Genomic DNA, 11,954 nt, shown 5'->3' on the forward strand with positions numbered 1-11,954 from the left:
ACCGGGCGCCCGATCAGGTCCGAGGAAGGGAGCCGTCATGATCTTCGCGTTGATCGCCTATCTCATCTCGATCTTCGACTAGTCCCGCCGCATCGGCCGCGGCCACCCGCACACTCAGGGGTGACCGCGACCACGACGGGGCACGTGGATCTCACCACCGTGGATCCCGCCACCGCGGACCGGAGCACCACGGACTGGAGCACCACGGGCCGAGTCCCGGGATCGTCGACCGTCAGCGCTCCGACCCGGGCGTGCTCAGCCGCTCCTCCAGCAGGCTGTACTGGCCGAAGCGGGAGCCGATCGGCTCGCCCGGACGGCCTCCGATCACCGCGACCCGCACCTCGTCGCCGGGCTTCGCGGGCCCCATCCTCATGAAGACCCGATCGCCCGCGGACCAGCGGTGCGCGTAATAGGCGGTGCCGCAGTAGGTCTCGCCGATGTACTCGTCGTTCACCAGGACGACGATCCGGGTGCGCGTCCGGAAGAGCCCGGCCGACACGTCGATCACGACGTCGGTACCGTCCAGGTGGGCCTTGACGGTGGTATCCGCCTTGTAGACGGAGTGGTTCGTGGTGCAGAGGGTCGAGTCCGTCGCCGTCCCGCCCGTGTCGTCCGCTGCTGTCGCCGGGGGCGCGGACGCGAGGCCGAGGAGTACTGCGGCGATCACGCCGATGGTCGTGGTGCGGATGAGCTTCATCGTGTTCCTTTCGCTCGGACTCTCGACCGACCGAGGAGGACGGCGGTCTCCCCTCGGCCGTGACGAGGGAGGGTCGTCCGATCCTCGTGGAGTGAGCGGTGAAGGACGTCATCGCTGTCGCGGACTGAGGCGGATGGCACGGAGCCTGCCGTCGGCGGCCTCTCGACAAGGAGCGATTCCGCCACCCAGGACGACGAGCGCCATCGAGTTGAACCCGCGCCCGAGCATCGGTGACAGTGGGCGCCGGTCCCCGTGACCGATCCGTCCGTCCGACACCACGACAGGAGACAGCCGTGTTGCTCAACGCCCTCGTCGCCATCGTCATCGCCTTCTTCGGCTCGCTCTAGCGAGTCGACGGCGGGGACGAGCCGCCCCCGCGCGAGCGGGCCGCTCCTCGCCACCGAGAGGCAGGTCCCCGCCGTCCCGGCGACCCGTCCCGTCCGACCCGATGAGAGGAGCCGACGTGGCCTTCTTCCTGCTGATGTTCAGCTGACTGTTCCCCAGCTGACGTGGCGCTCCCCTGACCGCAGGGTTCAGGGACGACGACCACGACACGACGGGCAGGGGGAGGCGGTTCTCCATTCCCGCCTCCTCCTGCCTCCTTCCGGCCCTCGACTGCGCTTCGGCTCGTCGGGCGCGGACTCACGCGAGGACGATCACCTTGCCGGTGATGCGACCCCCGGCCGACTCGGCGTGGATCGCCGGCAGCTCGGCCAGCGGTACCCGGCGGGTGACCTCCACGGTCAGCTCCCCCGCATCGACGAGGGCGACGAGCTGCGCGAGGCGCTCGCGGTCCGGGAGCACGAACACCGTCGCCGCTCGGACGCCGCGGCTGTCGTCGCCGGGCGTGGTCAGGAACGCCGTCGTGCTGACGACGGCCCCGCCGTCGCGCACCGCGGCGACCGAGGCGGCGAACCGCTCCCGCTCGAGCGGAGCCAGGTTGAGCAGCACGTCCACCTGCTCGCCGAGAGCCGCGAGGACGTCGGTCGCCGTGTGATCGATGATCTCGTCGGCGCCCGCCGACCGGACGGCGTCGATGCTGCGCGGACTCGCCGTCGCGATCACGTGCACGCCGACGCGCTTCGCGAGCTGCACGGCGTACTTCCCGACCACTCCGCCCGCGCCGATGATGAGGACCCGCTGACCGGCGACGAGCCGGCCGTCGTCGAACAGCGCCTGCCAGGCGGTGAGCGCCACCGAGGGCAGCGCAGCCGCGTCGGCGAGCGGGAGGCTCGTCGGAGCGGCGACCACGGCCTCGGCCGGCGCCAGCACGAACTCGGCGGCGCCGCCGTCGCGCTCCATCGGCAGGAACGCGAGGACCGCATCGCCGACCGCGACTCCCTCGACCCCGTCGCCGACCGCGTCGACGGTGCCCGACACGTCGTACCCGGGGACGTGCGGGAGCTCGACCGGGATCGGCAGGAAGCCGGCCCGCATGCCGGCGTCGGCCGCGTTGAAGGCCGACGCCGCCACGCGGAGCCGCACCTGCCCGGTGCCGGGAGTCGGGACCGGGATCTCCTCCTGGACGAGGACCTCGGGTCCGCCCACCTCGTGGAATCGCACTGCCTGCATGATCGTCTCCCTCACCTCATTGCTTCCAATTCGAAGCACTGGGGAGACGGTAACACTGCTTTGAATTCGAAGCAATAGTAGGATCGAGAACATGACGGACGCCCTCACCCCGACCCAGCTCTCGGCCTACCTGGCCTTCACCGAGGTCGGCAGCCTGCTGCGGCCGGCGGTCGAGCAGCAGCTGCGCGAGGCGGGCGATCTGAGCTACCTCCAGTTCCAGCTGCTGGCGCGCTTGGGCGACGCTCCGGACGGCCGGCAGCGGATGACCGACCTCGCCGACGGCGTCGTGCACAGCCGCAGCGGCCTCACCTACCAGGCGCAGTTGCTCGAGCAGCGGGGGCTCGTCACCCGCTCGCCGTCGCCGGACGACGAGCGCAGCACCGTCGTCGCGCTGACCGCCGCGGGGCGGGAGGTCCTCCGGGCCGTGTTCCCCGGGCATATCGAGACCGTGCACGGGCTGCTGTTCGCCCCCCTCACCGACGCCGACGCCGGCGAGCTCGCGCGCATCCTCGGGCGGGTCGGCGAGCACCTGCGGGCGGCGCCGCCGAGGTCGGCGCGACGACGACGGACGAAGCCCGCCGACGGCTCCGCACCGACCGGACCCCGAGAGGCCTAGAGCAGGCCGGTGAGCACGCCGCCGTCCGCACGCAGGGCTGCGCCGTTGGTGGCGGAGGCGCGCGGGCTGGCCAGGTAGGTCACGAGCGAGGCGATCTCGTCCGGCTCGAGGAAGCGCTCGACGAGCGAGGTCGTGTTGCCGCCGATGATCGCGGCCCGGAGGGCGTCCACCGGCACGCCCTGGGCGGCGGCGATGCCCTCGACGCCGCTCGCGACGCCGTCGGACCAGGTCGGGCCGCCGAGGACCGAGTTGACCGTGACTCCGGTGCCGCGGGTCAGCTTGGCCAGGCCGTTGCCGAGCGCGAGCATCCCCGCCTTGGTCACTCCGTAGTGCGTCATGTCGCCCGGCACGTTCACGCCGGACTCGCTGCTGACGAAGACGATGCGGCCCCAGCCCGCCTCGAGCATCGGGTCGAGGACGTGCCGGGACAGGCGGACGCCGCTCATCACGTTGACCGTGAAGTAGCGCAGCCACTGCTCGTCGGTGATCGCCGCGAAGGGCGCGACCTCGAAGAGCCCGACGTTGTTGACCAGGACGTCCACCCGGCCGAGGCGCTTCAGAAGGCGGTCCACGGACTCCGCATCGGCGAAGTCGGCGGCGAGGCCGGAGACGACGGCGCCGGGGACCTGCGCGTCGAGACCCTCGACCGCCGCTCGGACACCGGCGTCGGTGCGGCCGTTCACGACGACCTCGACGCCCTCCCGCAGCAGTGCGAGAGCGATGGCGCGGCCGATGCCCTGCGTCGAACCGCTCACGAACGCGCGCTTCCCTGTCAGTTCCAGATCCATCCCGGTCGTCTCCCTCGTCTGCCGCAGGCGATTGCTTGCCTGGGAAACTGTAGCCGGTTCACTTTCCTGGTCAAGTGAATCGGCGGTAGGCTCGAGAGGTGACCGGCCCTGATCCCGCCCCGCTGAGCGGCGACGACCTCGCCGCCTGGAGCGCGCTCGCGACCGTGCTCGAGTGGCTCCCGGCGACGCTCGACGCGCAGCTGCTGCAGGACTCCGGCCTGAGTCACTTCGAGTACGGCGTCCTCTACGCCCTCGCGACCGCGCCGGAGCGGACCCTGCGGATGAGCGCGCTGGCGGGCTTCGCGAACAGCTCGCTGTCGCGGCTGTCGCGCGCGGTCTCGCGGCTGGAGGCGCGCGGCTGGGTGGAGCGGCGACCCGATCCCGGGGACGGGCGCACGACCCTCGCGACACTCACCGCTACCGGTGCCGCCCAGCAGGACCAGGCGGCGCCCGGCCACGAGGCCCTGGTCCGCGCCGTCGTCCTCGATCCGCTCAGTGCACGGCAGCGCCGGGAGCTGCAGGCGATCGCGGCGACCATCGCGGGGGCCATCCGCCCGGACGACTCCTGGGCGGCGCCGCCGGAGGACCGCGCCGCGCGGTGACCCGGCGCGGCGCGGCCCTCCTCAGGCGCTACCGGACCACGCGAAGGTGTAGCCGGGGAGGCGGAAGTAGCTCGACCGCTCCCAGTAGACGTGAGGATCCCCTGCGGGTATCTCACCGGGGTAGCTCCTCTCGGCGACGATCGCGCCGGACGCGTCGTGCACCTGGAAGTCGACGTCCCGCGCATCACCCGGAATCACGGCCCTCCAGGACGGGCCTCCGGGCTGCACGAGAGGAGAGACCTCTTCGACGAACTCGCCCGAGCCCGCCTGGTAGCGGATCTCGAGGGAGGCGGCGAGCGGTGCGCCGTCGTTGTTCGAGAAGGTGAGGTCCCGCGCGGGGGCGGGAGTCTCGGATCCCTCGACGATTCGGTAGGAGACCGTCCTGTCCTCGGTCTGGACGAGCTCGTAGCCGGGCACGGAGAGGGGCTGCGCCGTCCGCGCTCCGGGGGAGGAGATCTCCTGTGCGATCGAGGCAGCGGCGGCGACGGCCGTCGCGTCGGCGTTCCCGGACGCGAGAGACGCCGCGGCGGCGACGGCCGCGGCGTCAGCGTTCCCGACCGGCGCCGCCATCGCCGGCGACACCGCCGCCACACCCACGAGCACCGCCGCAGCCGCACCGATCGTCATCGTCTTCCAGAGTTCCATCATGATCCCTTCCGTCGCCGCGAGCAGTGGCGGAAGGGCCCGGGTCGCCGGGTCACCGCTCGCGGACCGTGAAGAGGTCATTGTTCCCGTCCAGGCGCGAAATCCGGGGCTTCCCGTCAGAGAACGATCGCGCTGGCACGGGACGTGCAGAACGGCGTCGATCAGGGACGACGGAGGGGGCCCGGCCGGGGCCGCTCCGAGCGCCGGATCAGCTCACGACGATGCGGGTGAAGACGGTCGCCTCGCCGTCGGAGGCGTTCGCGTAGGCGTAGTGCCGGGCGGTCGAGAAGGCGATGTGCTGGCCGAGGGCGAGCCGGACGTCCGGCTCGCCCTCGCGCTCGAGCAGGAGCGCGCCCGCGGTGACGAGGAGGATCTCGTGCCAGCCGTCGGGGTCGGGTTGCGCCCGGTAGCGGTCGCCGGGGCCGAGGGTCCAGGTCCAGAGCTGCGCCTCGGCGCGGGCGGGGACGGAGGCGAGCAGGACGGCGACGCTCGCCGCATCCTCGCCGCGCCAGGCCACCTCGTCGATCGCGGTGGGGACGGAGCCCGGTGCGGCGACGAGGGCGGTGAAGCTGGAGCCGAGCGCGACGGCGAGGCGGTCGACGCCGGTGAGGCTGATGTTCGCCTCGCCCGCCTCGACGTTGACGATCGTGCGCCGGCTGATGCCGGAGAGCTCGGCGAGCGCCGCCTGACTCAGCCCGGCCTCCAGCCGCGCCCGGCGGAGGTTGCTGCCGACGTGAGCGAGGACGGCGGAGGGCTCTGGCGTGCGCATCGTTCTGCACTCTATAGTGTGCAGAATGCTGCGCACCTCCCCTCTCTCAGCCGTCCGGTTCTCGCGACCCGAGTGGGCGCTGATCGGCATCACGGCGCTCTGGGGCGGCACCTTCCTGGCGGTGCACGTGGCGATGCAGCACAGCGGTCCGCTCTTCTTCGTCGGGGTGCGGTTCCTGGCGGCGGGAGTGATCAGCGCGGTGGTCTTCCACCGGTCGCTGCGCGGGATGCGGCGGATCGACCTCGGGGCGGGGGCGGCGATCGGGGTGATGATCGTCCTCGGCTACGGGCTGCAGACGTACGGACTGCAGACGATCCCGAGCAGCACCTCGGCCTTCCTCACCGCGCTGTACGTGCCGCTGGTGCCGCTGCTGCAGTGGGTCGTGCTGCGGAAGCGGCCCGGCGTCTTCACCCTGGTCGGCGTCGGTCTGGCGTTCGCCGGACTGCTGCTGATCGCGGGGCCGCAGACGGGAGTGGGGCTGGGCCCGGGCGAGCTGGCGACACTGATCAGCACCCTTCCGATCGCCGCCGAGATCATCCTGATCAGCGCGTTCGCCGGCCGGGTCGACCTGGGGCGGGTGACGGTCGTGCAGCTCCTGGTCGCCGGGCTGCTCTCCTTCGCCGGCATGCCCTTCGCGGGAGAGGCGATCCCCGCGTTCTCCTGGGTCTGGCTGATCGCCGCGCTCGCCCTGGGCGCCAGCAGCTGCCTCATCCAGCTGACGATGAACTGGGCCCAGCGCTCCGTCTCGCCGACCCGCGCGACGATCATCTACTCCGCCGAGCCGGTCTGGGGCGGGGTGATCGGGCGGCTCGCGGGCGACCGACTGCCGGCGCTCGCGCTGGTGGGGGCCGCGCTGATCGTGGCGGGGACGCTGGTGAGCGAGCTGCGGCCGCGGCGGGCGAGCGGGGACGCGGCGGAGGTGGAGGCGCGAGGACCGGAGGAGGCTCTCGAGGCGACCACCCCCTCGTCGGAGCCGCTCGACCGCACCGCCGGCTCGTGAGCGCTCGCCCGGGACTGGCCCACGGCCAGGAAGTTAGGTTAGGTTAACCTTCGCAACCCCGTCACCCCCTCCGAAGGATCGCCGTGCCCGTCTCCCGCACCCCCCTCCGCCGCACGCCTCTGCGCGTCTCCGCCGTCGCCGCGCTCGGCCTCTCCGCCCTGCTGCTGACCGGCTGCTCCGCGGGGGCCGACGCCGCCGGCACCGACGGCGGCACCGATGCCGCCGCGACCGGCGCGGGCTTCCCCGTCACCGTCGAGCACGCCTTCGGCGAGACGACCGTCGAGTCGGCGGACCGCGTGGTCGCGACCAGCTGGACCAACCAGGACGTGGCGCTCGCCCTCGGCGTGACCCCGGTCGGCTTCGCGAAGGCCTCCTACGGCGACGAGGACGGCGACGGCCTGCTCGCCTGGACCAAGGAGGCGCTCGACGCGAGCGGCGCCGAGACGCCGACCCTCTTCGACGAGACCGACGGCGTGCCGTTCGAGGCGATCTCGGAACTCACCCCCGACGTGATCCTCTCCGCCTACTCCGGCATCACGCAGCAGGACTACGACACCCTCAGCCAGATCGCCCCGACCGTCGCCTACCCGGGACTGCCCTGGGCGACCACCTGGCAGGACTCCGCGAAGCTCGACGGCGAGGCGCTCGGACTGGGCGACGAGGCCGAGGCGAAGGTCGCCGAGGTCGAGGACGAGATCGACGCCGCCGTCGCCGCGAAGCCCTCGCTGGCCGGCAAGACCTTCACCTACGGCTGGTACGACCCGACCGACGCCAGCACCTTCACCTACTACACCGGCAACGACGCGCGGGTGAAGTTCGTCGAGGACCTCGGCCTCGAGCTCGCCCCGAGCGTCGTCTCGCTCACCGGCGACTCCGAGCTGTTCAGCGGCACCGTCAGCTCCGAGAACGCCGACCAGCTCGACGCCGACGTCCTCATCGTCTACGGCGACGACACCACCCTCGCGGCGCTGCAGGCGGACCCGCTGCTCTCCAAGATCCCCGCGGTCGCCCGCGGCTCGGTCTACGTCCTCACCGACGACTCCTCCGAGGCGATGGCGACCTCGTCGCCGAACCTGCTGAGCATCCCGTGGGTGCTCGACGAGTACACGACCGGCCTCGCGACCGCCGCCGACAAGGTGTCGTGACCGCCGAGGCCACGGCACCCCACCGGCGCCCCGGACGCGACGACACTCGCCTCCGGGGCGCCGGTGCGCGCTGGCGCGTCCCGGCGCTGATCGCCGTGCTCGCCGCGCTGGTCGTCGCGTCGGTGCTCTCGCTGGTCTACGGCTCGCGCGAGATCCCGCTCGGCGAGATCTGGCCGGCGCTCACCGCGCCCGACCCGGACTCGATCGTCGACGCGGCGGTGCAGGGGCGCGTCCCGCGCACGGTCCTGGCGCTGCTCGTCGGTGCCGCGCTCGGGCTCGCCGGCGCGGTGATGCAGGGGATGACCCGCAACCCGCTCGCGGATCCGGGGATCCTGGGGCTGAACGCGGGCGCGTCCCTCGCGGTCGTGCTCGGGATCTCGACGGTCGGAGCGACGACGCTCCCCCAGTTCATCTGGCTCGCCTTCCTCGGCGCGGCGGCGGCCGGGGCCTTCGTCTACGCGGTCGCCTCGCTCGGACGGGAGGGCGCGACACCGCTCAAGCTCGCGCTCGCCGGCGCCGCGACCGCCGCGGCCCTCGCCTCGCTGATCAGCGCGGTGCTGCTCACCCAGGACGCGACGCTCAACCGCTTCCGGTTCTGGCAGGTCGGCGGGGTCGGCGGCGCCGAGTTCACGAGCATCGTCCAGGTCCTGCCGTTCCTCGCGGTCGGCGGCGCGCTCGCGATCGGCAGCGCCCGCGGGCTCGACGCCCTCGCGCTCGGCGACGATCTCGCCAAGGGACTCGGCCGCCGCGTCGGCCGGACGCGCCTCGTGGCCGGGCTCGCCGCGGTGCTGCTCTGCGGGGCGGCGACCGCCATCGCGGGGCCGATCGGCTTCATCGGGCTCACCGTGCCGCATCTCGCGCGGCGGTTCACCGGTCCGTCGCACTCCTGGCTGCTCCCCTCCTCCGCACTGCTCGGCGCGCTGCTGCTGCTGGTCGCCGACGTGATCGGGCGGGTCGTCGCACGGCCGAGCGACGTGGAGGTCGGCATCGTCACCGCCCTGATCGGGGCGCCGGTGCTGATCGCGATCGTGCGCCGCTCGAAGGTGCGGGCCCTGTGAGCGCCGCCCCGTCACTCCGTTCTCCTGCGGGTGCTCCGCCGCTCGGCGTCGCCGCGGGTCGTCGCCGCCGCGCCCGCCGCACCGCGCTGGGCTGCGGGGTGCTCGCGCTGGTCGCCCTCGCGCTCGTCGTCGTGTCACTCACCGTCGGCAGCACCGTCTACTCGCCGCTCGAGGTGCTGCGGGTGATGCTGGGCGAGACGGTGCCCGGCGCCTCCTTCACCGTCGGCACGCTGCGGCTGCCGCGCACGCTCACCGCCGTGCTGGTCGGCCTCGGCTTCGGGATGGGCGGCGTCATCTTCCAGACGATGCTGCGGAACGCGCTCGCCAGCCCCGACATCATCGGCATCACCTCGGGTGCGAGCGCGGCGGCCGTCGTCGCGATCGCGTTCTTCGGACTCTCGGGGGGCGCGGTCTCGGTGATCGCGGTCGCGGCCGCCCTCGTCACGGCGCTGCTGATCGCCTGGCTCGCCGACGGCAGCGGAGTGATCGGCGCCCGGCTGATCCTGATCGGCATCGGGATCGCGGCGATGCTGCAGAGCGTGATCGCCTACGTGCAGACGCGCGCGCAGTTCGAGGACGTGCAGGAGTCGCTGCGCTGGCTGACCGGGAGCCTCAACTCCGCGTCCTGGGCGGGGGTGCCGGCGCTTGCGCTGTCGATGCTGGTGCTCGTGCCGCTCGCGCTGCTGCTGGCCGGGCGGCTCTCGATGCTGCAGCTCGGCGACGAGTCGGCGACCGCGCTGGGCGTCGACGTGCGGCGCAGCCGCCTGGGGCTGCTCGCGGTGGCGGTGTGCCTCGTCGCGGTCGCGACCGCGGCCACCGGTCCGATCGCGTTCGTCGCCTTCGTCTCCGGGCCGATCGCGCGGCGGCTCGTGCCGGACGCGCGCGTCCCGCTGATCCCGTCCGCGCTGGTCGGGATCGTCGTCGTGCTCGCAGCGGACCTGGTCGCGCAGCACGTCGCCGGGCTCGCCTTCTCGGGCGCCCGCTTCCCCGTCGGAGTGGTGACCGGTGCGCTCGGCGCGCCGTTCCTGCTCTGGCTCCTCGCCCGCCGCAACCGCACCGGAGGATCCCTGTGACCGCCCCGACCTCCCCCGTGGCCGCCGGTCACTCCACGCTGTCGGTCGAGGGAGTGACGCTCGCCTACGACGAGCGCATGGTCGTCGACGGGTTGTCGCTGACGGTGCCGACGGGCGCGATCAGCGTCATCGTCGGGGCGAACGCCTGCGGCAAGTCGACGCTGCTGCGCGCGATGGCGCGGCTGATCACGCCGAGCGCGGGGGCCGTGCTGCTGGACGGCGAGGCGATCCACCGGCTCCCGACGCGGCAGGTCGCGCAGCGGGTGGGGCTGCTGCCGCAGACGCCGATCGCGCCCGAGGGGATCGCCGTGGCGGATCTGGTGGCGCGCGGGCGGTACCCGCACCGCGGCTGGTTCGGGCGGGGCGCGTCCGCGGACGACGACGCGATCGTCGAGGACGCCCTGCGCGCGACCGGGACGCTGGAGATCGCGGACCGGCCGGTGGACGAGCTGTCCGGCGGGCAGCGGCAGCGGGTGTGGATCGCGCTGGCGCTCGCCCAGCGGACGGACGTGCTGCTGCTCGACGAGCCGACGACCTACCTCGACGTGTCGCACCAGATCGAGGTGCTCGACCTGCTGACCGACCTCAACCGCGAGCGCGGCACGACGATCGTGATCGTGCTGCACGACCTCAACCTCGCGGCGCGCTACGCGGACCACCTCTTCGCAGTGCGGGCCGGCGCGCTCTACGCCTCGGGCACACCGGCCGAGGTGGTGACCGCGGAGACGGTGCGCGCGGTCTTCGGCATGGAGTCGCGCGTGATCGCGGACCCGGTGTCGGGGACGCCGCTGGTGCTGCCGATCGGGCGGCACCACTCGGGGTGACGGGTCTCGAGACGCCCCCGCGGGGCCACTCGACCAGCATGAGGGCGGCGAGACGTCCTCGGACTGTCGAGGCGTCCCGGTGCTGCTGGACGCCTCGACCGTTGCAGGACGTCTCGGCGGGTGCGCTTCGTGCTGATCGAGTAGGCCGCGCAGCGAGCGTATCGAGATCCACCAGTGCCGAACGGGCGGTCTGCAGACGCCCCTCCGAGGCCGCTCGACCAGCATGCGGGGGCGGTGGGAGCGGTTTCCTGGGGCCGGTGTCGGAGGCGTGTGGCACCCTCCTCCGAGGAGTCCGCAGGCGGCGGACGGAGCGGAGCGGCATGATCGAGCTGGACCTGAGCGGACGGACGGCCCTGGTGACGGGGTCAGGCCAGGGCATCGGACTCGCGATCGCTATCGGGCTGGCACACGCCGGCGCCGAGGTTGTCGTCAACGCGCGATCGGAGCGGTCGGTGCGCCGAGCGATCAAGGACGTGCGCGGGGCCGTGCCCGACGCCTCCGTCCGCGGTGTGGCGGCCGACGTCTCGAGCGAGGCCGGGACGGCGAAGCTGCTCGAGTCGGTCCCGCGGGTCGACGTGCTGGTGAACAACCTCGGCATCTTCGGCAGCACCGAGCCGCTCGACATCACCGACGACGAGTGGCGCCGCTACTTCGAGGTCAACGTGCTCACCGGCGTGCGCCTCACCCGCGCGTACCTGCCCGCGATGACGGAGGCGGGCTGGGGCCGCGTCCTCTACATCGGCAGCGACTCCGCCGTCGTCACGCCGGCCGAGATGATCCACTACGGCGTCTCGAAGACCGCGCTGCTCGGCGTCTCCCGCGGCTTCGCGAAGGCCGCCGCCGGCACCGGCGTCACCGTCAACAGCGTGCTCGCCGGGCCGACCCACACCGGCGGCGTCGAGGACTTCGTCTACGAGCTCGTCGACCACTCCCTCCCCTGGGAGGAGGCGCAGCGCGAGTTCATGCGGCTGCACCGCCCGCAGTCGCTGCTCCAGCGCCTGATCGAGCCGGAGGAGATCGCCAACATGGTCGTCTACCTGGCGTCGCCGCTCGCCTCGGCGACCACGGGCGCCGCGGTGCGGGTGGACGGCGGGTACATCGACGCGATCGTGCCGTGAGCGGTCGCGGTGCAGGAGGCGCGGGCCGGGGCAGTCCATGGGTCCTG

At 73.0% G+C, this 11,954-nt stretch carries 13 protein-coding genes; 8 read left to right on the forward strand and 5 right to left on the reverse strand.

The features are described from left to right. Window positions 1-232 precede the first annotated feature (232 nt). Window positions 233-697 (reverse strand): hypothetical protein, encoded by a 465-nt coding sequence (locus tag MT350_RS13640; protein ID WP_243616129.1) that lies wholly within the window; start codon window positions 695-697, stop codon window positions 233-235. A gap of 642 nt (window positions 698-1,339) precedes the next feature. Continuing rightward, window positions 1,340-2,269 carry an NADP-dependent oxidoreductase gene (locus MT350_RS13645; RefSeq protein WP_243616130.1) on the reverse strand — a complete coding sequence of 310 codons (930 nt, stop codon included), beginning with the start codon at window positions 2,267-2,269 and terminating at the stop codon, window positions 1,340-1,342. Between the two features lie 91 nt (window positions 2,270-2,360). Here MT350_RS13645 and MT350_RS13650 point away from each other — a divergent pair, with 91 nt between their 5' ends. Then, window positions 2,361-2,885: a MarR family winged helix-turn-helix transcriptional regulator gene (locus MT350_RS13650; RefSeq protein WP_243616131.1), complete on the forward strand. Its 525-nt coding sequence runs from the start codon at window positions 2,361-2,363 to the stop codon at window positions 2,883-2,885. Here MT350_RS13650 and MT350_RS13655 read toward each other — a convergent pair. Next, window positions 2,882-3,673 carry an SDR family NAD(P)-dependent oxidoreductase gene (locus tag MT350_RS13655; RefSeq protein WP_243616132.1) on the reverse strand — a complete coding sequence of 264 codons (792 nt, stop codon included), beginning with the start codon at window positions 3,671-3,673 and terminating at the stop codon, window positions 2,882-2,884. The two genes, MT350_RS13650 and MT350_RS13655, sit on opposite strands and share 4 nt — an antisense overlap. A 98-nt stretch (window positions 3,674-3,771) precedes the next feature. On the opposite strand from MT350_RS13655, the gene MT350_RS13660 reads away from it, so the two are divergent. After that, a complete protein-coding gene (locus MT350_RS13660; protein WP_243616133.1) occupies window positions 3,772-4,275 on the forward strand; it encodes a MarR family winged helix-turn-helix transcriptional regulator in 504 nt (167 codons plus the stop codon). Between the two features lie 21 nt (window positions 4,276-4,296). Here the strand turns inward: MT350_RS13660 and MT350_RS13665 are convergent, their stop codons facing one another. Beyond that, on the reverse strand, window positions 4,297-4,923 hold the full coding sequence (locus tag MT350_RS13665; RefSeq protein ID WP_243616134.1) for a hypothetical protein: 627 nt from the start codon (window positions 4,921-4,923) through the stop codon (window positions 4,297-4,299). Window positions 4,924-5,128: 205 nt separating this feature from the next. After that, complete coding sequence (locus MT350_RS13670) at window positions 5,129-5,689, reverse strand: XRE family transcriptional regulator (RefSeq protein ID WP_243616135.1); 561 nt, start codon at window positions 5,687-5,689, stop codon at window positions 5,129-5,131. 25 nt (window positions 5,690-5,714) lie between these two features. Between MT350_RS13670 and MT350_RS13675 the strand changes: the two genes are divergently transcribed. The 6 genes from MT350_RS13675 to MT350_RS13700 all read left to right on the forward strand — a co-directional run bounded on the left by MT350_RS13675 (window position 5,715) and on the right by MT350_RS13700 (window position 11,907). Further along, the gene (locus tag MT350_RS13675) at window positions 5,715-6,689 is read left to right on the forward strand and encodes a DMT family transporter (RefSeq protein ID WP_243616136.1); all 975 of its coding nucleotides are present in this window, start codon (window positions 5,715-5,717) and stop codon (window positions 6,687-6,689) included. An 83-nt stretch (window positions 6,690-6,772) separates the two neighbouring features. After that, window positions 6,773-7,834, forward strand: coding sequence for an iron-siderophore ABC transporter substrate-binding protein (locus tag MT350_RS13680; protein WP_243616137.1), 1,062 nt, complete (start codon window positions 6,773-6,775; stop codon window positions 7,832-7,834). Beyond that, window positions 7,831-8,892, forward strand: a complete 1,062-nt coding sequence (locus MT350_RS13685; protein WP_133962793.1) for an iron ABC transporter permease — start codon at window positions 7,831-7,833, stop codon at window positions 8,890-8,892. Before MT350_RS13680 ends, MT350_RS13685 begins: the two co-directional genes overlap by 4 nt. After that, complete coding sequence (locus MT350_RS13690; RefSeq protein WP_127887653.1) at window positions 8,889-9,965, forward strand: iron chelate uptake ABC transporter family permease subunit; 1,077 nt, start codon at window positions 8,889-8,891, stop codon at window positions 9,963-9,965. The genes MT350_RS13685 and MT350_RS13690 overlap by 4 nt, the downstream gene beginning before the upstream one ends. A 77-nt stretch (window positions 9,966-10,042) precedes the next feature. Beyond that, a complete protein-coding gene (locus MT350_RS13695) occupies window positions 10,043-10,789 on the forward strand; it encodes an ABC transporter ATP-binding protein (protein WP_243616218.1) in 747 nt (248 codons plus the stop codon). 323 nt (window positions 10,790-11,112) lie between these two features. After that, window positions 11,113-11,907, forward strand: coding sequence for an SDR family NAD(P)-dependent oxidoreductase (locus MT350_RS13700; RefSeq protein ID WP_243600766.1), 795 nt, complete (start codon window positions 11,113-11,115; stop codon window positions 11,905-11,907). Window positions 11,908-11,954 lie beyond the last annotated feature (47 nt).

Source organism: Rathayibacter sp. VKM Ac-2928 (assembly GCF_022815545.1).
In the GTDB taxonomy this organism is placed as follows: domain Bacteria; phylum Actinomycetota; class Actinomycetes; order Actinomycetales; family Microbacteriaceae; genus Rathayibacter; species Rathayibacter festucae.